The sequence below is a fragment of the Boseongicola sp. genome (assembly GCA_014075275.1).
Lineage (GTDB): Bacteria > Pseudomonadota > Alphaproteobacteria > Rhodobacterales > Rhodobacteraceae.
On sequence record CP046179.1, the window covers coordinates 676,866 to 699,290 of the forward strand.

The 22,425-nt window shown below is 56.0% G+C and carries 17 protein-coding genes and 1 pseudogene; 12 read left to right on the top strand and 6 right to left on the bottom strand.

All coding sequences use genetic code 11. From position 1 onward, the window contains the following. Window positions 1–6: 6 nt before the first annotated feature. Window positions 7–990: a hypothetical protein gene (locus tag GKR98_03465; protein QMU57345.1), complete on the bottom strand. Its 984-nt coding sequence runs from the start codon at window positions 988–990 to the stop codon at window positions 7–9. 22 nt (window positions 991–1,012) lie between these two features. Further along, a pseudogene (locus GKR98_03470) lies at window positions 1,013–2,539 on the bottom strand (aldehyde dehydrogenase family protein). Window positions 2,540–2,695: 156 nt separating this feature from the next. Between GKR98_03470 and GKR98_03475 the strand changes: the two are divergent. The 5 genes from GKR98_03475 to GKR98_03495 all read left to right on the top strand — a co-directional run bounded on the left by GKR98_03475 (window position 2,696) and on the right by GKR98_03495 (window position 9,851). Beyond that, complete coding sequence (locus tag GKR98_03475; protein ID QMU57346.1) at window positions 2,696–3,403, top strand: FCD domain-containing protein; 708 nt, start codon at window positions 2,696–2,698, stop codon at window positions 3,401–3,403. 12 nt (window positions 3,404–3,415) lie between these two features. Then, window positions 3,416–4,861 carry an aldehyde dehydrogenase family protein gene (locus GKR98_03480; GenBank protein ID QMU57347.1) on the top strand — a complete coding sequence of 482 codons (1,446 nt, stop codon included), beginning with the start codon at window positions 3,416–3,418 and terminating at the stop codon, window positions 4,859–4,861. A 3-nt stretch (window positions 4,862–4,864) separates the two neighbouring features. After that, window positions 4,865–5,608 (top strand): SDR family oxidoreductase, encoded by a 744-nt coding sequence (locus GKR98_03485; protein ID QMU57348.1) that lies wholly within the window; start codon window positions 4,865–4,867, stop codon window positions 5,606–5,608. Window positions 5,609–5,741: 133 nt separating this feature from the next. Beyond that, window positions 5,742–6,779 carry an efflux RND transporter periplasmic adaptor subunit gene (locus GKR98_03490; protein ID QMU57349.1) on the top strand — a complete coding sequence of 346 codons (1,038 nt, stop codon included), beginning with the start codon at window positions 5,742–5,744 and terminating at the stop codon, window positions 6,777–6,779. Window positions 6,780–6,791: 12 nt separating this feature from the next. Continuing rightward, on the top strand, window positions 6,792–9,851 hold the full coding sequence (locus tag GKR98_03495) for an AcrB/AcrD/AcrF family protein (protein QMU57350.1): 3,060 nt from the start codon (window positions 6,792–6,794) through the stop codon (window positions 9,849–9,851). 41 nt (window positions 9,852–9,892) lie between these two features. Here the strand turns inward: GKR98_03495 and GKR98_03500 are convergent, their stop codons facing one another. Further along, window positions 9,893–10,735 (bottom strand): 5-deoxyglucuronate isomerase, encoded by an 843-nt coding sequence (locus GKR98_03500; GenBank protein QMU57351.1) that lies wholly within the window; start codon window positions 10,733–10,735, stop codon window positions 9,893–9,895. 134 nt (window positions 10,736–10,869) lie between these two features. Here GKR98_03500 and GKR98_03505 point away from each other — a divergent pair, with 134 nt between their 5' ends. From GKR98_03505 to GKR98_03520, 4 genes are all read left to right on the top strand, one after another. Then, a complete protein-coding gene (locus GKR98_03505; GenBank protein QMU57352.1) occupies window positions 10,870–11,976 on the top strand; it encodes a gfo/Idh/MocA family oxidoreductase in 1,107 nt (368 codons plus the stop codon). An 18-nt stretch (window positions 11,977–11,994) separates the two neighbouring features. Then, a complete protein-coding gene (locus GKR98_03510; protein QMU57353.1) occupies window positions 11,995–12,888 on the top strand; it encodes a TIM barrel protein in 894 nt (297 codons plus the stop codon). Window positions 12,889–12,971: 83 nt separating this feature from the next. Beyond that, on the top strand, window positions 12,972–14,129 hold the full coding sequence (locus GKR98_03515) for a gfo/Idh/MocA family oxidoreductase (GenBank protein ID QMU57354.1): 1,158 nt from the start codon (window positions 12,972–12,974) through the stop codon (window positions 14,127–14,129). 9 nt (window positions 14,130–14,138) lie between these two features. Continuing rightward, window positions 14,139–14,831, top strand: a complete 693-nt coding sequence (locus GKR98_03520; GenBank protein QMU57355.1) for an FAA hydrolase family protein — start codon at window positions 14,139–14,141, stop codon at window positions 14,829–14,831. Window positions 14,832–14,929: 98 nt separating this feature from the next. On the opposite strand, the gene uraH is transcribed toward GKR98_03520, so the two are convergent. Further along, window positions 14,930–15,283 carry a hydroxyisourate hydrolase gene (gene uraH / locus GKR98_03525; GenBank protein QMU57356.1) on the bottom strand — a complete coding sequence of 118 codons (354 nt, stop codon included), beginning with the start codon at window positions 15,281–15,283 and terminating at the stop codon, window positions 14,930–14,932. Between the two features lie 151 nt (window positions 15,284–15,434). On the opposite strand from uraH, the gene puuE reads away from it, so the two are divergent. From puuE to GKR98_03540, 3 genes are all read left to right on the top strand, one after another. Next, a complete protein-coding gene (gene puuE, locus GKR98_03530) occupies window positions 15,435–16,844 on the top strand; it encodes an allantoinase PuuE (GenBank protein ID QMU57357.1) in 1,410 nt (469 codons plus the stop codon). Continuing rightward, complete coding sequence (locus GKR98_03535) at window positions 16,841–17,329, top strand: ureidoglycolate lyase (GenBank protein ID QMU57358.1); 489 nt, start codon at window positions 16,841–16,843, stop codon at window positions 17,327–17,329. The genes puuE and GKR98_03535 overlap by 4 nt, the downstream gene beginning before the upstream one ends. Window positions 17,330–17,472: 143 nt before the next feature. Continuing rightward, a complete protein-coding gene (locus tag GKR98_03540) occupies window positions 17,473–18,807 on the top strand; it encodes a purine permease (protein ID QMU57359.1) in 1,335 nt (444 codons plus the stop codon). A 212-nt stretch (window positions 18,808–19,019) separates the two neighbouring features. Here the strand turns inward: GKR98_03540 and GKR98_03545 are convergent, their stop codons facing one another. Both GKR98_03545 and GKR98_03550 read right to left on the bottom strand, forming a co-directional pair. Continuing rightward, the gene (locus GKR98_03545) at window positions 19,020–20,531 is read right to left on the bottom strand and encodes an anthranilate synthase component I (GenBank protein ID QMU57360.1); all 1,512 of its coding nucleotides are present in this window, start codon (window positions 20,529–20,531) and stop codon (window positions 19,020–19,022) included. Further along, entirely contained in the window at window positions 20,531–22,390 is a 1,860-nt protein-coding gene (locus GKR98_03550) for a peptidylprolyl isomerase (protein ID QMU57361.1), read from the bottom strand. Before GKR98_03550 ends, GKR98_03545 begins: the two co-directional genes overlap by 1 nt. Window positions 22,391–22,425: the final 35 nt, after the last annotated feature.

Sequence of the window (22,425 nt, forward strand, 5' to 3'; positions counted from 1 at the left end):
CAGTGCTTAGCTGCCGCCCTTCATGATCGCCATGATCTCGGACACTGTTGACGAGCCAACAGTATTTCCCAACAATCCCTCAAGTGTCGGCGTGACAGCGGCCATCCAGCGTGCCTTTTCTTCATCAGAAAGGTCGATCATCTCGACACCAGCTTCAGCTGCGATCTTCAGACCTCCGCCTGCAGCGCGATCATAAAAACTTCCACCAGCGAGCGCCAATGAGTCTTCTGATGCCGCGTCGATCCAGGCTCTCTCTTGGTCGGACAGCCCGTTATAGACATCGTTGTTCATCAGCAGCACAAAGGCCGATCCTGAACCCGGAAACCAAGTTGTGAGGTAATTGGCTGGCTCTTGCAGCTTGAATGACCGGATCGCCGATGGTCCGATGGCGATAGCGTCGATCACACCGTTGGTCAGATTTTGGTTGATCACATTGACGGGCTGCGCAACGGCAGAAGCCCCCAGAGCCTCTACAATCGGCAGATCTGATTTGTTCGTAACACGGATCTTCATGCCCTTAAGATCTTCCAACGACCGAACCGGCTTGTCTTTTGTCAGTAGAACTGGTGGAGCGTTCGCCCAGATTGCCAACAGCTTTGCGTTGTATTCGCTTTCAAGAAGACCTTGCGCGCGAAGTAACGCCTCAGTGCAGGCAGAGGCGCTCTCGCAGACACCCGGCAATCCAACCACCTGCGTCATTGGGAATACGTCACCCGTATAACCCGGCAAGGTGAAAACGATATCAGCCACGCCATCCAGCAGAATTGCGTATTGCTTTGGAGGAACCGAGTTCAGTGCTCCACCCGGAAATTGCTTCACAGTCAGTTCGCCGCCAGAGACCTCTGCCAGTTTCTCTGCAAATGGTGTAAAGACGGCTGCATTCATCGGGTGCTTTGGTCCCATGAAATAGGCAAGACTAAACTCATCAGCACTGGCTGCGCTTCCCAACGCGATACCCGCAGCCGCAATGGCCGAAAACAGTCGTTTCATCGTATTCCTCCCAGTTCGAATTCTATGCCAGCGTGCCCGGTGGGCCGCTGATCGAATGATACCCTTGAAATTGGATAACGCCCTCGTAACCCAGATTGCGTCCAATTCCGGAATGTTTAAAGCCCCCAAATGGCCCTCGGCTGTCCTGGGCTGCCGGACCATGCGCATTCAGATAAGTATATCCCGCTTCAAGCCTCTTAGACAGCGCAACCGCACGATCCATGTCTGGAGTCCAAACAGATGAACACAAGCCAAACCGGCTGTCATTGGCTGCTGCAATTGCTTCGTCTTCAGTGTCAAAAGGAATGATTGGCAGGGCCGGGCCGAATTGCTCTTCGCGAACAATGTCCAGTTCAGGGTCAGGGTCCAAAGCTAACGTCGGGCGCTGAAAATACCCTTCGGCATAAAGGGCGTCATCCGGAACCTGGCCCAATTCCTTGACGTCGGCGCCAGCCGCGCGTGCCTGATCCAACATGCCTGTTATGACGCGGTGCTGTTTGGCGTTATTCACTGGCCCCATGTTGGTTTCATCCAGCAAGCCATCCCCAACGACCATGTGATTACAGGTTGCCGTCAAGCCTTCCACAACCTCTTCATAGCGCGAGCGGTGCACGTATAGCCGCTTCAATGCCATGCAGATTTGTCCGGACGACATGAACGTGCCCATATAAATCCGCATGAATGCACCTGGGTCCAGTTCAGCGTCCGCGCAAACGATGGCAGCGTCGTTTCCGCCCAATTCCAGCGTAACAGGTGTCACATTGCCTGCCGCTTTTTGCATGACGTGCTTTCCGACATCGACTGATCCTGTAAAATTCACATAGCGAACCAAGGGATGGGTCACCAGTGGATCGCCAATTTCCGATGCCGAACCGGTAACAACGTTCAAAACTCCCGGCGGCAAAAGAGCGGCCATCTTTTTCAGCGTCAACGAAGGCGCAAGCGCAGAATTGTGGCTTGGTTTCACAACGACCGTATTTCCAGCCATCAGGGCTTGGGGTAGTTTCGCACCCAATATTGACAACGGCCAATTCCAGGGAACGATCAAGGCAGCAACGCCACGTGGTTGACGTGTGATGATGGTATCAAACGGCGGGCCCTAAATATGTTCGTCAGCCGCCAATCGGTCCGCATAGGATGCTGTCAGCATAAAACGGTCGCCGAGACGTGACATCTCCAGCAATGTTTCTTTCAGGATTTTGCCGTGCTCACGGCAAAACAGCCGCGATCGATAAGCGACGTCCGCTTCGTCAGCCACCAATTCTTCAGTGATCTTGCGTAGGTATGTCGCCCGGTCATCATAACTTAACGCTGACCAGGCAGGAAAAGCTGCATGAGCTGCACGTGCCGCGGCGTCAATATCGCTCGCATCTGCTGCTGCAGCGTGTCCAACCAACTCAGATGGTCGCGCTGGATTGTGAATTTCGTAAGTTCGACCCGTCGCCGACGGCCGCGCCTCGCCGTCAATGAACAGCTCGGTGGTGATTGGTTCGTCTGACGTGTGAACATTCACGCGCCGATCCTCCCCTGTTTTGCCCGGTCTGATCACGTTTTACACGTCTATCGCGATTCGTATTCCACGGCCTTACTTGCTCTCAATTTGTTGCAGAGTTTGTATCCAAAGTTAAGTGAATAAGCCCAAATCATGATCAAATCTGCTCGACAGGCAATTTTATGTATCCGATAGTGTTGTTCAGGAGGGGACATGCCATCTAGCTCGGAACATGTACTTGCCGTCGTGCGTGGCCAGATTTTGCGTGGTGAACGTGCGCCCGGTGACAAGATTAACGAGGTGGGCATTGCCTCCGACCTTGAAGTATCTCGAACACCTGCCCGGACAGCTTTGGCTGCACTTGAGGCCGAAGGCCTTATAGAGCGTCGGCAGGGCCGAGGATTCACAATCCGGTCTATCTCTGCTGCAGATGTTGCCAAAGCAATCGATGTTCGTTCAGCATTGGAGGGTCTGGCCGCCCAGACGATGGCCAAATCCGGAATGTCCGACGAAGCTGAACAAAAACTATTGGACTCCATCGCTATTTCGCAAGCCGTTCTGGATAGCGACGATCCAGATACCGACTTCATCGGCGGCTACACCGAAGCCAACAAGATTTATCACCAGACGATCATGCACGATTGTGGCAACGACTTAATCGCGCACACATTCGAGCGCATTGCAATGTTGCCTCTTACGGCGCTGGGCACACTGGCCTTTGACAAGACAAACTACAAACGAGAGCGCATGAGGCTGACGGTTGGTCATTCTCAGCACGTGATTATATTCGATGCCCTGAAGAAAAGAGAAGGACAACGCGCCGAAGCGTTGATGCGAGAGCACAGTAATGCAACGCTGAACTACACCGACCTTTTCGTCAAAAAAGTCTACGATCAGGGTCGGGGGCGAAGGCAGCATTGATTGGACCTGAATATGACTGACGTGGCGCGGCACTGGATTTCAGGTGAATGGATCGAAATCAGTGATACCGGCGTCACCCGCGATGTCTATTCGGGCCAGGACTACTGTTCATATTCCATTGGCGATGGTTCTCTGGCTGTGAAAGCCATCGACTCCGCACGTACTGCCTTTGATCGCTCGAATTGGGCGCATTCCCCGCGGATGCGCGCGCAATCTCTGTTTGAACTGGCCGACGCGATCCAGGCCCGCAGGGAAGAAATCGCCCGACATATAGCCGCAGAGAACGGCAAGGTTCTTGCCCACTGTATGCATGAAACCAATGCCGCAATAAGTGAAGCTCGCTATTATGCTGGTTTGGCGCGCGCAATCTTTGGCCGAGTCACCGAAGTTGATGAGGGTAAGCAGTCGATCTTTGCCCATGAGGCGGTCGGTGTTGCGTCGATCATCATCCCCTGGAATGCACCTTCGACCTTACTGCTGCGTTCGCTTGGGCCTGCGCTTGCCGCTGGATGCACAGTGGTCATGAAAGGCGCGCACCAGACTAGCAGCGTTAATCAGATTTATGCCGAGTGTCTGGCGTCATGCCCCTCACTTCCCGCCGGTGTCGTCAATGTGGTTCATGGGGATCTGGATGTGGCGCAATCGATGTGCACCCATGTTGATGTGGACGTCATCAGTTTCACCGGGTCTTCGGCGACGGGCAAGGCGATCATGGCCGGTGCCGCTTCGACCTTGAAGCGCCTGTCTCTGGAACTGGGCGGTAAGGCTCCGGCAATTGTATTCGCCGATGCCGATATGGACACGGCCGTGCGCGAGATTACCAATGGATTGATCCCTCATTGCGGCCAGATGTGCACTGCTATTGCGCGTATTCTTGTGGCGGACGACGCGTGGGATAGATTTATTCCGCGTCTGATTGATGCGGCCAAAGCGGTTACAGTTGGCGATCCTCTGGATAAAGACATTCGCATGGGGCCGTTGTTTGATCCGGCAAGTGCAGAACGTTACAATGCTAATGCCGCAAGTGCTGCTCAGACAGGTGAAACGCTTTTGGCGGGCAGCATTCAGACCGGACACCCTCTGGCAAATGTCGTTACGCCTGCGCTTTACCATGTCAACGACACCAGCCACCGCCTGGTGCAGGACGAACTATTTGCGCCAATTGGGATGGTGCAACGCTTTACTTCGGAAGAAGAAGCCGTCGTCAGTGCGAACGCCACGCGGTATGGGCTTGCCGCCAGTGTGCACACCTCAGACCACTCCCGTGCCAGACGAGTGGCGCGGGCATTAAAGTCCGGCACGGTCTGGATTAATTGCCACAACCGCCTATTCGCCGAGGCAGAAACCGGCGGCTATCGCGAAAGTGGCATGGGGCGACTGCATGGGTTAGAGGGCCTGTCCGATTTCATGGAAACCAAACACATATACGCCGAATTCGGCCGTCTGCCGACCGGATAGAACATGGGGCGTCTGGATGGAAAAGTCTGCGTTGTCACCGGTGGTGCGAAAGGTCTTGGAGCCGCTTTTGCGAAAGCGTTGGCCACTGAAGGAGCAAGAGTTGCCATCGCTGATATTTCAGACGGGCAGGCGCTGGCTTTAGAAATTGGCGGGCTCTTTGTTGAAACGGACGTGTCAGACCCAGATCAGGTGTTGGCGTTCGCAACGGCCATCAGGTCTGAATTCGGTCCCCCTGACGTTCTGGTGAACAATGCCGCGGTCTATGCGACGCTGCCGATGCAATCATACCGCGATATACCGACCGACCTTTGGGATCGGGTCATGGCCGTGAATTTGCGAGGTGCGTTTAATATGGTGCAGTGTATGGCACCCATGATGGAAGCCCGTGGGTCGGGCAAGATCATCAACGTGACATCTGGCACGGTCTACAAAGGTCTGCCCAATATGTTGCACTACATAACCTCCAAAGGCGGGTTAACGGCGATGACACGTGCTTTGTCGCGTGAACTTGGTAGAAGCGGTATCTGTGTGAACTCATTGGCACCGGGATTGACGCTGAGTGACTCGGTTCAGGAAAACTCCGAGCACCTTGACCAAACACGCGAGAAAGTCGTGGCTAGCCGAGCCATAAGGCGTGATGGCATGCCAGAAGATCTGATCGGAGCCCTGATTTTCTTGGCGTCTGATGACAGCAATTTCGTAACGGGTCAGACTTTGGTTGTGGATGGAGGGTCGGTGAATACCTGATCAAGTCCAGTTTCCGTGGCTGGACTCGAGTAAAACAATAATTCTTGCCAGATCGATTGCCACAACCTATAGCAGTCAGAATCTAAACTATTCAGTTCACTTTCGAGAATCGCTCGAATGTCGGAGAGCAAAAATGCGAAACCTGATCCTGTTGGCTGCAAGCCTGTTTACAATTGCCCAAATTGCAGTTGCGCAAGAAACACTTCGTCCGGTGAAAACGATGACAATTGCCGAACCAAACGGTGTTCTGGAGCGACAGTTTTTTGGCAATGTCGTGGCTCGACAGACGGTTGACTTGGCGTTTCAGGTCTCAGGTCAGATAAAAGAGTTTCCGGTTTTGGAAGGCTCGCCAGTTCTGGAAGGACAATTGATTGCCGAACTTGATCTTGAACCTTTTGAACTATCGCTGGCTCAAACAACTGTTCAAAAAGAACAGGCAGATCGCGACAGTGATCGTCTCGAGCGTCTATCATCTTCAACTGTCAGCCAGGCGAACAAAGACGATGCGAAGGCTGCCGCTGACTTGGCAGCAATCGCGGTTCGAAATGCTGAATTTGCTCTTGAACAGGCGACTCTTAGTGCCCCTTTCAACGGATTAATCGCATCGCGCAACGTCGCCAACTTCACGACTGTTCAGGCCGGATCTCCAATAGTTCGCCTGCACGACGTTAGCGAATGGCGTGTCGAAATTGATGTTCCCGAAGTTCTGTTTCGGCGGGCAAGTGAGGACAATGAGGTGGCAGTCTACGGCATGTTCTCGGGTTCTGATCGACGTATCCCGTTGGAACTCAGGGAGTTTCGCGCTGAGGCCAGCCAGGTTGGGCAGACGTTCAAAATCACTCTGGCGATGCTGGAAGAGCCTGGCCCCGGAGTTCTTCCAGGAAGCACGATTACGGTTGTCGCCGGTTTGAACGTCCCGGATCGCGGGATGCTCATACCGGCCAGCGCAGTTGCAATAGCTGACAATGGCACAACTTCAGTCATGGTCTTCGTCCCGGGCGAAGGCGACAAAGGCACCGTCAGTCGTGTGAACGTTGACCTTTCGACCGGCACAAATGGTGAGTTTCTGGTCAAGAGCGGTTTGAACCCCGGTGACGAGATTGTCGTGGCTGGTGCGAACCAACTGACCGACGGTCAGGAAACACGGCGCTTTGCCGGTTTCTCGAACTAGGGCGGGCTCGATATGTCAGTTGCACGCGCATCTATAAATCGTCCACTGTTCACGTGGCTTATTATGCTGGCCTGCATCTTTGGTGGGCTGTGGGGCTTCATGACCCTTGGTCGTCTGGAAGACCCGGCATTTACGATTAAGCAGGCCGTCGTCATCACGCAATACCCCGGCGCATCTGCCGAGCAGGTCGCCATTGAAGTTTCTGAACCGCTGGAATCGGCCATACAGAATCTTGGCGAAGTAAATCGTATCTCGTCGATCAACCAACCCGGACGGTCGATCATTGATGTTGAAATTCGCGACACATTTGACGGCACCGAATTGCCGCAGATTTGGGACAAGCTGCGCGCTCGTGTGTCCGATGCTGCGGGCAATCTGCCCGACGGTGTGCAACAGCCCAGGGTCAACGACCAATTTGGTGATGTCTTCGGTTTGTACTATGCCGTAACAGCGCCTGGATTGACCGACGCTGAGATACACCAGCTTGGGACATTCCTGCGCCGTGAAATTCTTGCTGTGGACGGCGTTGCTGATGTGGCGCTGACCGGATTGCCGGAAGAGGCGATCTTTGTGGACGCTATTCCGTCGCTCACAACATCGCAGAACGTTTCGCCGCTGGCATTTTTGAATGCAATATCAACCGCTAACAGCGTAACTGACGCAGGATCAGTCAGCTCTGACAGCGCTGAAACCGTTATAGCTTATCCAGAAGGGTCAGATTCAGTCAGTGAAATCGCAGGCCTTACTGTCGGCATCGGCGGCGAAGTTTTGAACCTGATCGATCTAGCACAGGTGTCACGCGGGCGGGTTGATACGCCGCCGGTTCTCATCCGTTTCAACGGCGAAGAGGCCTTTACCATCGGCGTGGCAGGCTTGCCGAACGAAAATATCGTCGATGTCGGATATCGGGTGGTTGATCGTGTGGCCGAGCTGGAAAATGACATCCCCTATGGTGTCGAACTGCATCCAATTTATGAGCAGCACGTAGTCGTTGAAACCGCATCGAATGACTTCCTGGTCAATCTGGCGATGTCCGTCGGCATCGTTGTGATCGTATTGGCTTTGTTCATGGGGTGGCGCGCTTCCATCGTAGTTGGCGGCACCTTGTTGCTGACCGTGGTCGGAACGCTTTTCTTCATGGCACTGTTCTCGATTGAGATGGAACGTATTTCCCTCGGGGCATTGATTATTGCTATGGGCATGCTGGTGGACAACGCGATCGTGGTCGCGGAAGGCATGCAGATATCCATGCAATCGGGCAAGAAATCCCGCCAGGCGGCAACCGATGTTGCCGGGCGCACCCAAGTGCCATTGCTGGGCGCAACGGTGATTGGCATCATGGCGTTTGCGGGTATTGGATTGTCGCCGGATTCGACTGGCGAATTCATGTTCTCTCTCTTTGCGGTAATCGGTATTTCGCTGCTGTTAAGCTGGATACTGGCTATCACGGTAACGCCGTTGTTGGCGCACTATCTGTTCAAGACGGGCGACGCTGAGAGCGATCATGACCCTTACGGTGGCGGCCTGTTCCGGGCGTATGGGGCGGTCTTGCGTCTTGCGCTTCGAGTGCGCTGGCTGGTCTTGGTGCTGCTCGTTGGAGTCACCGTGGCCTGTTATGCCGGGTTTGGCATGATCAAACAGCAGTTCTTCCCCAATTCGAATACACCTTTGTTCTTCGTGCACTACAAACTGCCACAAGGCACACCCATCAATCAGACGGCGGAAGACCTGACGCTGATGGAAGCATGGCTGTCAGAGCAGGAGAACGTGGTTTCGGTTGCGTCCTTCGTCGGGCAGGGCGCTGACCGCTTCTTGTTGACCTATGCGGGCGAACGCCCGAACTCCAGTTATGGTCATTTGATCATTCGCACTGAAAATATCGAACAAATTCCGCCGCTAAGAGCAAAGCTGGATGCCTTTGGGGCCGAGAATTTCCCGGGCGGTGAGTTCCGCACTGAGCGTATGGTCTTTGGTCCCGGTGGTGGTGCACCAATCGAACTTCGTTATTCAGGTTCCGACCCCGCCGTATTACGGGAATTGGCGGCGCGGGGCGCCGAAGTGATGGCAGGTGCAAGCGAAAACCTGATGCATCTAAGAACAAACTGGCGCGAGCAGGAACTGGTCCTGCGCCCACTCTATTCAACTGACCGCGCACAGGCTGCAGGTATTACCCGTGACGATGTAGCGGCAACGTTATTGTTTGCGACAGACGGCATCCGGGGAGGCACTTATCGCGACGGAGAGCGTCAGATTCCGATCATTGCGCGGGTGCTTGAAGAAGGCGGCGTCGCTCTGCTGGATCAAGTCGTCTATTCCCAGACCGCAGGCGATTTTGTGCCTTTGGAACAAGTGGTTGATGGGATGGAGGTGTTGACCGAGAACACGCTTTATCACCGACGTGACAGGGTGGCGACAATCACTGTCCAAGCCGATGTGCCGCCGGAAGTCACTGCGGCCTCTGTCCATTCAGAGATCCGTGCGGCAGTTGAATTGCTGGCGCTTCCGCCAGGGTATTCTATGGCCTGGGGTGGCGAGTTCGAAAACTCATCCAACGCCAATGAAAGCCTCCGCCGGCAACTGCCAATCAGTTTGCTGATTATGGTCCTGATTTCGGTCATTCTATTCAATGCGTTGCGCCAACCGCTGATCATTTGGCTGCTGGTGCCGATGTCAGTCAATGGTGTTGTGTTGGGGCTGCTTGGCACCGGCTTACCATTCACATTTACCGCACTTCTGGGCCTTCTCAGCCTATCGGGGATGTTGATCAAGAATGGCATTGTGCTGGTCGAAGAAATCGACCTTGTGCGCAAGGATGGCTTGGGATTGGACGACGCCATTGTGAAAGCCTGTGTGTCGCGTCTGCGGCCTGTGGTTTTGGCTGCGGCAACGACCATTCTGGGGATGGCACCGCTTTTGGGTGATGCCTTCTTCGTCTCGATGGCAGTGACGATCATGGGCGGGCTGGCGTTTGCGTCGATCCTGACATTGATCGCGGCGCCGGTTCTGTATCGGTTGTTCTTCTTCCGTGCGGCGCGACCAGCGGCCATGTCGCCTGAAGCAGTGCCAGCCTAAAACGTAAAGCCCCGCAATGGTTTGCGGGGCTTCTTAAACTATCATTTAAACTTCGCGACCATATCCATGATGCCGGGAATGGTATGCAGTTGCTCGGCATGAGTTGGCTGAAAATATTGCTTCAGACTGCGCTGGCTGAGACCCCCCAGAATGGTGAAGTAATACATCTCGTAACCGGGCAGGGCGCAGCAGGGGTGATAGCCCTTGTCGATCATGATCGTTGAGCCATCGACGATGTGATAGGCGTCGCCTGGTTCATTATCGACGCGCTGGAGCATCTGAAGGCCCGAGCCGTAGTCGGGCTTGAAGCGAAAGTTATAGGTCTCGTCGTGGCGTGACTCGTCTGGCAGACGATCTGTATCATGCTTGTGGCTGGGAAAGCCAGACCAGCCGCCAGCGCCGACTGTAAATAGCTCGCTTACCAGCAATCGACCCACGCGATCATGTTGATTTGCACCGAGGATATGCTTGATCTTGCGGTGGGTTTTGGTGTCGTCCGAGCCGTATTGGACAAGATCAATCTCGGCCTTGCGGACTGCAAAGGGTTTCAGTTGCTCGGCGTATTTCGCCCCGGCGATAAAGACTTCAGCGGTCCCGGATCGGCAGGTAATGCGTGCGCCCATATCGGTGGGCACGTAGACTCCCTCTGGTTCGCCATCCCAGACATCTTCGCCGCGATTGCCGATGTCAGCGAAGGTTTCGCCACCGGTTTCGACCGTTACTGTGCCTGTGGCTGGGGCAATGCAGGTTTCGAAGTCAGTCAGGCGATAGTCGAAAGTCTCACCTTCTTTCAGCTTGACGATGTTGAAATAATTCAGCGGTACCAATTCGTTATCGACATCGACAATGGGTTTGTTCTGATTGTCGAACGGGGGGATATGCATCTGGGATTTGTCCTATTTCTCGGGGTCGTGACAGCATTTGTTGCGTAGCCGACGTTTGCCAGTTGCGCCTGTCGTCGGCTCAGGATACTAATTTTTGCAACCGGTTGCAAAACAGAATCTCGGTGCGGTGTGACATGGCGGAAATTGGCATTGGAATCGTCGGTGGCGGCTATATGGGCAAGGCGCATTCAGCGGCTTTTGCCAGTGTCGGAACTGTGTTTGAAACCAAACTGAAGCCCCGACTTGAGATGATTTGCGGGTCTTCCCCGGAGAGCGGCACACGCTATGCCGAAGCGTTTGGATTTGCTCGTGCTGCCAGGGATTGGCAAGAGCTTGTCAACGATCCAAAGGTCGAGGCCGTTGTTATTGCATCGCCTCAAGCCACGCACTTAGAGATTGCAGAAGCGGCGTTCGCGCTTGGCAAACCTGTGATGTGCGAAAAGCCCATGGGATTGGACGTTACACAAGCCGCGGCCATGGCTTCGGCGGCGGAAAAATCGGGTGCGGCCAACATGGTCGCCTATAACTACATCCGCACACCCGCCTCTCAGTTTGCCCGCCAGTTGATCGCCGAAGGTAAACTCGGCCAGATCACCTGGTTTCGCGCCGAACATAACGAAGATTTCCACGGCGATCCCGAAGGCGGCGTTTCACCGTGGCGGTATAAGGGCGACGCGAACGGATGTTTAGGCGATCTTGCTCCACATATTATTAACGCAGCGCACGCTCTGATGGGCCCAATGGTCGAATTGAACGCGATGATCGAAACTGTTCACCCCGAGCGGGACGGCCTGCCGGTGACCAACGACGATCAGATGCAAATGATGGTGCGATTTGAAAACGGGGTGATGGGGCATATCAGCGCCAGCCGCGTCGCGACGGGGCGTAAGATGGGCTATGCCTATGAAATTGCTGGCACTAAGGGCGCAATCCGTTTTGATCAGGAAGACCAGAACGCAATCTGGTTTTACGAGGTCGATGTCGAGCCGGCCTATCGGGGTTTCCGTAAGATCCTGGCTGGGCCTGCCCATCCTGACTACGAGGCGTTTTGCAAAGGTGCCGGGCATGGTACCGGCTATCAGGATCAGATCATAATCGAGGCCAAGGACTTCTTAACCGCCATTGACAGCGGAAAAGCAGTCTGGCCAACGTTTGAAGAGGGCCTTCAGGTCCAACGTGTCGTCGCCGCTGCGCGGGCTTCTCAGGCTGCGCGCAACTGGCAATCTGTTGCAGATTTTTAAGATAAGAGGTTGATGCCTATGAGCATTCGCATCGGCAATGCACCCTGTTCCTGGGGTGTTGAATTCGCAATTGACCCGCGCAATCCGCCCTGGCGACAGGTGCTGAAGGAAAACGCCGAGGCCGGGTATAAGGGCATCGAGCTTGGACCTGTGGGCTATATGCCTGAGGATCCGGCAATACTGTCGGATGCTTTGGCCGAGCATGATCTGACCCTGATCGGGGGCGTTGTGTTCCGGCCATTCTCGGATCCGGCGCAGTGGGATGACGTCATGGACGGGTCCGTTCGGACCTGCAAGGCGCTGGCCGCCCATGGTGCGCAACAGCTTGTTTTGATTGACGCAATTTCACCGCGCCGGGCACCGACTGCGGGCCGTGCGGGTGAAGCTGAGCAGATGGATGCGGCTGAATGGGCGGCGTTTCGCGATAAGATCGCGATCGTGGCCAAGATGGGGGCCGGGGAATACGGGCTGACTGTGGGCATTCATGCCCATGCCGGTGGGTTCATGGACTTTGAGCCTGAGTTGGAGCGGTTGCTGTCAGAGGTTGATGAGAGCATTCTGAAGATCTGCTTTGATACTGGCCATCATTCCTATGCTGGCTTTGATCCGGTCGGTTTCATGAAGCGTTATGTGGATCGCATAAGTTACATGCATTTCAAGGATATCGATCCTAAAATTAAAGCAGAAGTGATCGAAAACCGCACCGGCTTTTATGACGCTTGCGGTCAAGGAATTTTCTGCAATCTGGGCGATGGGGACGTGGATTTCCCCGCTGTTCGCCAGGTGCTTCTGGACGCCGGTTTCGAGGGCTGGTGCACGGTTGAGCAGGACTGCGATCCGACACTGGATGTCGATCCTATCGGCGATGCGCGGGCCAATCGCGAATATCTGGAAAGCATCGGATTTAGCTGATTTCGGGCTGTCTGTATCGCGTCGGTATCACGTCGGTATTACGTCGGTGCCAGCGCACGCACCTTTAAGGTTGAGGTAACGAAATGACAAAGTTGAAGTGGGGCATGATCGGCGGCGGAGAAGGCAGCCAGATCGGACCGGCACATCGTTTGGGCTCGGGCCTGGATGGCGAGTTTGCGTTTACGGCGGGCGCATTGGATCACCGCCCCGATGCCGGGCGCGAATATGGCCGGCGATTGGGGCTGGATGCGGATCGCAGTTATGGCGACTGGCGCGAGATGCTGGAAGGTGAGCGCGGGCGCGAGGATCGGGTAGATCTGGTCACTGTCGCAACGCCGAATTCGACACACTACGAGATCACCAAGGCGTTCCTTGCTGCTGGGTTCAATGTGCTGTGCGAAAAGCCGATGACGATGACGGTGGACGAAGGCGAAGACATCGTGCACACCGCCAAGGCTGCGGGTAAAATCTGTGCGGTGAATTACGGTTATTCCGGCTATTCGCTGGTGCGGCACATGCGGGCGATGGTGGCGCGGGGCGATCTGGGCCGCGTGCGATTGGTCGTGGCTGAGTTTGCCCATGGGCATCACGCCGATGCCGAGGATGCAGATAATCCGCGCGTGCGTTGGCGCTATGACCCGGCACAGGCTGGGGTTTCGGCGCAGTTTGCGGATTGCGGCATTCACGCGATGCATATGGCGTCGTTCGTGACCGGGCAGGAAGTTGAGAAGTTGTCTGCGGATATCGTTTCCGCCATTGCCAGCCGCGAGTTGGAAGACGACGCTATGGTGAACTTTCGCATGGATGGCGGTGCTGTTGGGCGGCTTTGGACGTCTTCGGTAGCCATTGGACGTCAGCATGGTTTGGGTATTCAGGTCTTTGGCGAAAAGGGCGGGTTGCGCTGGTCGCAGGAACAGCCGAACCAACTGTATTGGATGCCGCTGAACGAACGCTTGCAGGTGATCGAGCGCGGGGCAGGTGGGTTGTCGCCTGAGGCGGATCGTTCCAGCCGCGTGACGGTAGGTCATTCTGAGGGGATGCCACTGGCGTTTGCCAACATCTACACTGATCTGGCCGAGGCGATCCGAGCTGAGAAAGACGGCCGCGCGATGGACCCGGCGGCGAACCTGTATCCGCGGGCCGAAGATGGTCTGCGGTCGATGGCGGCAGTTTTTGCCGTTGCTGACAGCGGCAAGCGCGATGGCGAATGGGTGGATGCGCGGCCGCCAATGTTCCGCTAAGACCTGATCATGGCTTTTGTGATTGATCCACCCGAAGTGCCGTCTTTGCCGGTTGTCGGCAGTGACGACCGGTTCCCGGTGCGGCGCATATTTTGTGTTGGACGTAACTATGCGGCGCACGCGCGCGAGATGGGAAACGATCCGGATCGCGGGGCGCCATTTTTCTTTATGAAGCCCGGCGACAGTTTGGCGGAAGGCGGCACCACTATCGTCTACCCACCTGAAACCGAGGACTTGCACCACGAAGGCGAATTGGTAGTCGCCATAGGCAGGGGCGGCAGCGATATCGCAGTCGACGATGCCGAGGCTCATATCTGGGGTTACGCCGCAGGGATCGACCTGACGCGGCGCGATATGCAGGCGGTGGCCAAAGAACGGTCGCGTCCCTGGGACTTTTCGAAGGGGTTCGATCACTCGGGCGTGGTTGGGCCGGTCCACGCGGTTGCGGATGTGGGGCATTTGAAGGCTGGCGTGTTGCGGCTGACGGTTGATGGCGAAGAACGACAGAACGGTGATCTGGCAGATATGATCTGGCCAACGGCGGACGTGATTTCCTTTATTTCCAGATCAATGGCTCTGGCGGCTGGCGACCTGATCATGACAGGCACTCCGGCAGGTGTTAGTGCTTTGGTCCCTGGCGACGAAGTGCGTGTCGAGATTGCCGGACTACAAGATATGTCAGTGCGCATTGCCTCAAGGTAACGATCTCTGACCCAGAGATCGCGGGCGGAAACTCGAGAGAGTTTCCGAACTCCGATTTTCGCAACGAAAATCAGTTCTGAAGCCCGTGTCGGGCTTCGCTAGCTGCCGCGATAGGTGGAATATCCAAAAGGCGAAAGCAGAAGCGGCACGTGGTAGTGGGTGTCTTCGTCCATACCAAACCGGATCGGGATTTGGTCCAGAAACAGCGGATCGCCGGACGCCTGGCCAGTCTTGCGCAAATAGTCACCGGTGAAGAATATCAGTTCGTAAGTACCGGTTTTGAAATTTGCCTGGGCCAAAATCGGCGAGTCGGTGCGCCCATCGTCATTGGTCACATCCTCGGCAATCTTTTGGTGTGCATTTCCCGACACCCGGTACAGCGCAATTTTGATCCCCTTTGCAGGCACGCCGCGCGCCGTGTCCAAAACATGGGTGGATAGATAGCCGGGCATTGGCTGCCTCCTGGTTGGTAACCTGGCTATAATCAATAGAATTTGGTGCGACGGAAAGGGGCTGCGTACAGATAGTCTTTCCATTATTATTTGAAAATAAATTCTATTATTTTGTCCTACAACCAGAAGAACAGGAAATGGCACGGATTCTATGACCCGATATCCCCGCGACATGACCGGATATGGCGCCAAGCCATCCGATGCTGCCTGGCCCAATGGGGCAAAAATTGCTGTGCAAATCGTGGTGAACTACGAAGAAGGCGGCGAAAACAACATTCTGCATGGTGATGCCGGTTCCGAGGCTTTCTTGAGTGAGATCGTAGGGGCGGCGTCCTGGCCCGGCCAGCGGCACTGGAACATGGAAACGATCTATGAATACGGCGCCCGCGCCGGGTTCTGGCGTTTGCACCGGATGCTTAACCATTTGCCAGTCACCGTTTATGGGGTTGCGTCAGCCCTGGCGCGCGCACCTGAACAGGTGGCCGCCATGCAATCCGCCGGCTGGGAAATTGCCAGCCACGGGTTGAAATGGATCGAATACAAGGATTTCTCGGAAAGCGATGAGCGCGCCCACATGCTGGAAGCGATCCGCTTGCATACCGAGGTGACCGGCAGTCGCCCGCGCGGTTGGTATCTTGGGCGCGCTTCGATGAACACGGTGCGGTTGGCCGCTGAAGAGGGTGGCTTTGCCTATATCGCCGATAGCTACGCTGATGATCTGCCTTATTGGATGCGCATTGGCCGACGCGATCAGTTGATCGTGCCTTATACTCTGGATGCCAACGATATGCGATTTGCGACGCCCCAGGGGTTTAACTCGGGCGATCAATTCGAGGCGTATCTGAAGGACAGTTTCGACGTGCTTTACGCAGAAGGGCAGGCGGGCGCGGCGAAAATGATGTCCATCGGACTGCATTGCCGGTTGGTGGGCCGTCCGGGACGGGCCGCGGCACTTAAGCGAGTTATTGACTACATCGCGTCCCACGAGGGCGTCTGGTTCGCTACGCGCGAAGAGATTGCTGCGCATTGGGCCGCCACCCATCCACCAGCAGACATCGAGAGGCCGTCAAAGATGACGCGTGATAAATTCGTCGACGCCTATGGCGGAATTTTCGAACATTCACCCTGGATCGCCGAGCGCGCGTTTGATCTGGAATTAGGGCCGACCCACGACACCGCCAAGGGCGTGCATTCCGCACTGTCGCGTGTCTTTCGCACTGCCAGCGAAGACGAACGCCTGGGCGTTTTGAATGCGCACCCTGATCTGGCAGGCAAACTGGCAGCAGCCAAACGCCTGACGGCTGACAGCACGGCAGAACAGGCTTCGGTCGGGCTGGATTCGCTCACAGATGAAGAACGCACCGCCTTCACAGAATTGAACGAAACCTACACCGCCAAATTCGGCTTTCCCTTCATCATTGCGGTGCGTGACAACACCAAAGACTCGATTACGCAGGCCTTTCACACCCGCATCGATAATGACCGCGACACCGAGTTCAAAACCGCTTGCTTACAGGTCGAACGCATCGCCCAACTGCGCCTGGAAGAGCTTTTGCCGTGACCGACAGGGTTGTCATAGAGCTCCTGACCCAACAGGCCTTTCAGCGCTATGGTGACATCTTGGACACATCTGGCGACGCTGATGTGCTTATCAATCAGGGCAATTGCCAGCGGTTTCACGACCGCGCCCGCCTGGACTTTGAAGGTGGGCAGCCAGGTCTGAGCATCTTCAATGCCAAGCCTCGCGAATTGCCGCTTAAGCTGGACATGCTTGAACGCCATCCAATGGGTAGTCAGGCTTTTATTCCAATGGCTTGGACGCCGTTCTTGATTGTTGTTAGTGCGGACAATGACAATCAGCCTGAACGACCATCTGCTTTCCTTTCGAAGCCGGGTCAGGCGATCAATTTTCACAAGGGAACCTGGCATGGCGTGCTGACGCCGCTGCAGGCGCCCGGGCAGTTCGCGGTTCTTGACCGGATTGGCGAAGGTAACAATCTGGAGGAATTTTGGTTTGACCGACCCTGGACTGTGGTGTCGGAATAGCGCTGCCGGTTGAGGGATCGGCCAACAACAGCCCAAAAAATGGGCACTTAATCAGCGCCGGCCGTTAAGGGCGTGAAGGGACTACAAGGGCCGCTATCAGATCGGCGGACCGTAACGACAGTGACACAATCGGGAGAAAGCACATGAGTGCGATCACAGAAATTCGAGATCCAAACGAAACGCCCCCGCTGGGGCAGGCTGTGCCCTTGGGGCTGCAACACGTTCTGGCGATGTTTGCCTCGAACGTAACGCCGTCCATTATCGTGGCCGGAGCCGCAGGGCTGGCCTTTGGCGGTGCTGAGCAGGTCTATCTGATCCAGATGGCCATGTTGTTTGCCGGGATAGCCACGATGTTCCAAACCATTGGCATGGGGCCGGTTGGCGCGCGTCTGCCAATCATGCAAGGCACGTCATTTGCCTTCGTTTCAGTGTTGACGGCTATCGCAGCAACCCAGGGGCTGGGTGTTGCACTGACGTCCTGTCTGATCGGTGGCATCATCCACTTCGGGTTGGGTGCCTTCATCGGGCGGCTGCGGTTCCTGTTTCCGCCTCTGGTGTCCGGTCTCGTCATTCTGACCATCGGCCTTTACCTGATCCCCGTGGCCATCAAATACGCCGCTGGTGGTGCCGCGACGTTCCAGATGGAAGCTGAAAGTTTCGGATCGCTCAAGCATTGGTCCGTGGCGCTGACTGTGGTCGTCGTTTCGCTTGGTCTGAAGTTCTGGGCCAAGGGCATCGTGTCTGCAGCGGCCATTCTGATCGGCCTTATAGCTGGTTACGTGCTGGCGCTTTTGCTCGGTATGGTCAGCTTCGGCGGTGTCGCCAAGGCGGGTTGGATCATCGTTCCTCAGGTCATGCCTTACGGGTTCGAGTTCTCGCTGGGTGCAGTTATCGCGGTTACCTTGATCTCCATTGTTTCGGCCATTGAAACTGTTGGTGATACCTCCGCGACAACAAAGGCCGGTGCCGGACGCGATGCCACGGACAAAGAGATAGAAGGCGCAACTTATGCCGACGGTCTTGGCACCGCAATCGCTGCTATCTTCGGGGGCCTGCCCAACACATCGTTCAGCCAGAACGTCGGTATCATCGGTATGACGGGCATCATGTCGCGTCACGTCGTGACCATTGCTGGTATCGTTTTGATCATCTGCGGCCTTCTGCCGAAGATCGGGGCAGTCATCGCTTCTATGCCTCTGCCGGTGCTCGGTGGTGGTGTGATCGTGATGTTCGGTATGGTGGCTGCGGCTGGTTTGAATATGCTGACAGAAGTCACCATGAACCGCCGCAATATGATCATCATCGCGGTGTCAATCTCGGTTGGTCTGGGTCTGAACCTGGTGCCTAGCGCAGTACAGTATCTGCCAGGCGTGGTGAAAACCATGGCCGTCTCCGGCCTTCTGCCGACGGCGATAATCGCGATTGTGCTTAATCAGATCCTGCCTCATGAAGACGAAGCTGCGGCAGAATCCGCCTGATTGAAAACAGCTGAGAAAACCCAAAGCCCGGCGCTTTTTAAAAATGCGCCGGGCTTTTTGATGCGCGCGCCCGCATCTTCTTCTGTCCAAAAATACTTCGGGGGAAGCGCGGCAGCGCTGGGGGCAGAGCCCCTGACAAAAAATTCATAGCCCTTTGGCGTCAGCCACAGGGCTCACCGCGACGGCGAAGCCGGCGCAAAACCATCTCTCAGTCAGGAATTGCCGTTCTTTATGAAGCGTCCGGCATCTTCTGCCGCCATACGCAAGGCACGGGATTTGTTGACGGTCTCTTCAAATTCGGCTTCCGGGTCGCTGTCCCAGACCACGCCGCCGCCAGCCTGTACATAGAGCTTTTCATCCTTCAGAACGGCCGTGCGCAAAGCGATGCACATGTCCATATCGCCGCCAGCACTGAAATAGCCGACACCGCCGCCATAAACGCCGCGTTTCTCGGGCTCCAGCTCGTCGATGATCTCCATGGCCCGCACTTTCGGCGCACCGGATACGGTGCCTGCGGGCAATCCAGCCAGCAAGGCCGACAGCGCATCGTGGTCGTCGGACAATTCTCCGACAACGTTGGAAACGATGTGCATCACATGGCTATAGCGTTCGATGATAAACTCTTCGGTCGGCTTCACGGTGCCGATCTTAGCGACCCGGCCAACATCATTGCGCCCCAAGTCCAACAGCATCAGATGCTCAGCCAGTTCTTTTTCGTCCGACAGCAGATCCGCTTCCATCGCCCGATCTTCTTCGGGCGTGGCACCGCGTTTGCGGGTGCCGGCGATGGGACGGATTGTGACCTCGCCATCAAAGGCGCGCACCAGAATTTCCGGACTGGCCCCGATCACCTGAAATCCGTCAAAATCAAAGTGGAACATGAAAGGTGATGGATTGGTGCGCCGTAGCGACCGATAAAGCGAAAACGGCGGCAACGGGAAGTCCTGGGCCCATCGCTGGGACGGGACCACCTGAAAGATGTCGCCGGCCCGAATATACTCCCGCGCTTTTTCAACAGCGGCCAGATAATCGGCCTTGGCAAAGTTTGATACCGGTTCGGGCGCGTCGTATTCCTGACCCAGATCGCGGCTGGCATCGGACACCGGCCGATCCAGGTCGCGCACCGCGTCCATGACCCGCTCGGCTGCCTGTGCATAGGCCGCACGCGCGTTCAGACCCGAGTTGACCCAGGCCGGGGCGACGACGATGACTTCGCCCTTAACGCCGTCCAGAACCGCAATAACCGAAGGCCGCATCAGGATCGCATCCGGCACGCCCAGCACATCCGTATTCACGTTTGGCAGATGCTCCACCAGTCGGATCATGTCATAGCCGAAATACCCAAAAAGCCCTGCGGCTGCGGCGGGCAGATCAATCGGCAAATCAATCTTGGATTCCTCGATCAGCGCCCTGAGGCTGGTCAATGGGTCCGCGTCTTCGGAGATAAAATCGTCGCGCTTAAAGCGGGCCTGCCGGTTCAGGCGCGCCATTTTCCCGCGACATTCCCAGATTAGATCAGGTTTCATGCCGATGATCGAATAGCGTCCGCGCACTTCGCCGCCGGTCACGCTTTCCAGCATGAAGCTGTCAGCTTTGGCGCCGGTCAGTTTCAGCATCAGCGAAACAGGCGTATCCAGATCCGCAGCCATGCGGGTATAGACAATCTGGTTTTTACCAGCCCCATAGCCTGCCTCAAAGGCATCAAACTCGGGGAACAATGCCATCAGAACTGTCCGCCGCCACCGGCACCAAGTGAATTGACTGCATTCACAGCGGCCTGATTGATCGATACGTCGGTGTCGTTCAGCACGGCCTGGGTAAAGGCCTGCAGAAGGCTCTGCGCCATTTCGGCAGATGTCTGAGACTCGAACTGCTCCATGGCCACTTGTGCGTCCGGCGTGTTGGCGTCAGCGGCATTCACCGCGTCAAGGCGCAACAGCCACGCGTCGCCATCGGCGCTGAGGACACGCAGATCACCGCCGGACATGTCGAAAACCGTGTCGGTGAAATCTGCGGGCGTGCCTTCGACAAAGCCGGAACGTTCCAATCCCAGATCGGTTTCCACGTCCAAACCCAGCGCTGCGAAATCTGCGCTGCTGTTGATACCGTTGGCCATATCTTGGGCCTGTTTGCTGAGCGCGGCTTCGGTGTTTGCGCGCTCCCATTCCGGGATGACCAGATGTCTGACTTCGTCAAACGGGCGCAAAGCAGGTGGACGAATTTCATCCAGAGACACGACAAAGATGCCGCCGTCTTCGAACTGCTGCACATCCAGAAAGGCTCCGACTTCGGCGTTGGCGGCCGCCAGGCGGAATTCGTTGTATCCAGCGATGCCGTCAGAAACGTCTGAACGCCATTCGATGCGACCAGCCTGCATGTCCGTGCGTTCTTCCAAAATGTCGACCGTAGCGCCCCCGGCCAACAAGTCGTCGACCTGCGCCAGGCTCTCGATGATGATGCGTCGTGCGCGATCTCTTGCGGCTTCTTCCGCCAGTTCGTCGCGGGCGTCTTCAAAACTGGTTTCCCGTGCCGATAGGATCGCGTTCATGCGATAAAGCGCCGGTCCGAATGGCGAGGGCAGAGGACCAACGACGCCAGGTTCGGTCAATGCGAAAACGGCATCGCCCGCATCCCCAAGCTCTTCCAGCGCAGGTTCACCCATGTCGATGTCCGCAAGTGTAAGACCGCGTTCTGCAACCAGCGCGTCAAATGTGATTTCGCCTGCGTCCAGCCGTGCTTTGGCATCGTCGGCTTCAGCCTGTGTGCTTATGACCAGGCGCTCTACCAATCGGCGCTCGGGTTGCGCGTATTGATCGCGGCGGCTGTCGTAGACGCTGCGCAGTTGAGTTTCATCAACGTCGATCGCGTCCAGGATCATGTCCGGTGTCAGCCAGGCATAGTCGATGACCCGTGTTTCGCCTTGGGTAAACAATTCGGCGTTGTCGGTGTGAAACTGTCGCAGTTCGGTGTCTGAGGGTTCGGGCAGCGGTTCGGCCAGATCACTTCCGGTCATCCGGACCCAGGTTACGTCACGGGTCTCGCGGGCGTAATTGAAGAGCGTTTCTGTGAATAGCGCTGGCGGACGAATTCCTCCGACTACTGCCGCGCGGACGATCTGGCTGGAGCCGTTCATACGCAACTGTTCTTCAAACTCGGCCACTGTCAGGCCGGTCTGGCGCAGGGCGAACTGGTAGGTTTCGCGATCAAACGAGCCTGACAGACCAAAGAACGCCGGGTTCTGGGTGATTTCCTGGCTGATGGTCTCATCTCCGACCGAGATGCCAGCTTCCAACGTCAAATTGTTAATAGCAGCATCGCTGATCGATTGCGCCAGCGCGGCGCGATCAAGGCCCAACATCTGCAGTTGATCGGGGGTTAATGCCTGACCGGTTTGGCGCTGAAAATTCTGGGTCTGAGCCTGAACCGCACGAGCATAGTCGTTTACGTCGATCTCGACTTCGCCGACCGTTGCAACAGCACGGGCAGACCCACCAAAGTTGGTTGCGCCAAAGCCAGCAAGGCCGGCGATCAACAGCACCATGATGATCCATAAAAAGATGTTACCGGCTTTTTTCTTCGCCATTTTCAGAGCCCTTATTCACGCGGTCGCGACTTCCT

Excerpts from the sequence above, each read along its gene's own strand:
- GKR98_03475 (QMU57346.1), top strand. The coding sequence starts at position 2,696 with ATGCCATCTAGCTCGGAACATGTACTTGCCGTCGTGCGTGGCCAGATT.
- GKR98_03480 (QMU57347.1), top strand. The coding sequence starts at position 3,416 with ATGACTGACGTGGCGCGGCACTGGATTTCAGGTGAATGGATCGAAATC.
- GKR98_03510 (QMU57353.1), top strand. The coding sequence starts at position 11,995 with ATGAGCATTCGCATCGGCAATGCACCCTGTTCCTGGGGTGTTGAATTC.
- GKR98_03490 (QMU57349.1), top strand. The coding sequence starts at position 5,742 with ATGCGAAACCTGATCCTGTTGGCTGCAAGCCTGTTTACAATTGCCCAA.
- GKR98_03505 (QMU57352.1), top strand. The coding sequence starts at position 10,870 with ATGGCGGAAATTGGCATTGGAATCGTCGGTGGCGGCTATATGGGCAAG.
- GKR98_03500 (QMU57351.1), bottom strand. The coding sequence starts at position 10,735 with ATGCATATCCCCCCGTTCGACAATCAGAACAAACCCATTGTCGATGTC.
- GKR98_03540 (QMU57359.1), top strand. The coding sequence starts at position 17,473 with ATGAGTGCGATCACAGAAATTCGAGATCCAAACGAAACGCCCCCGCTG.
- GKR98_03485 (QMU57348.1), top strand. The coding sequence starts at position 4,865 with ATGGGGCGTCTGGATGGAAAAGTCTGCGTTGTCACCGGTGGTGCGAAA.
- uraH (QMU57356.1), bottom strand. The coding sequence starts at position 15,283 with ATGCCCGGCTATCTATCCACCCATGTTTTGGACACGGCGCGCGGCGTG.
- GKR98_03465 (QMU57345.1), bottom strand. The coding sequence starts at position 990 with ATGAAACGACTGTTTTCGGCCATTGCGGCTGCGGGTATCGCGTTGGGA.
- GKR98_03545 (QMU57360.1), bottom strand. The coding sequence starts at position 20,531 with ATGGCATTGTTCCCCGAGTTTGATGCCTTTGAGGCAGGCTATGGGGCT.
- GKR98_03515 (QMU57354.1), top strand. The coding sequence starts at position 12,972 with ATGACAAAGTTGAAGTGGGGCATGATCGGCGGCGGAGAAGGCAGCCAG.
- GKR98_03495 (QMU57350.1), top strand. The coding sequence starts at position 6,792 with ATGTCAGTTGCACGCGCATCTATAAATCGTCCACTGTTCACGTGGCTT.
- GKR98_03520 (QMU57355.1), top strand. The coding sequence starts at position 14,139 with ATGGCTTTTGTGATTGATCCACCCGAAGTGCCGTCTTTGCCGGTTGTC.
- GKR98_03550 (QMU57361.1), bottom strand. The coding sequence starts at position 22,390 with ATGGCGAAGAAAAAAGCCGGTAACATCTTTTTATGGATCATCATGGTG.
- puuE (QMU57357.1), top strand. The coding sequence starts at position 15,435 with ATGACCCGATATCCCCGCGACATGACCGGATATGGCGCCAAGCCATCC.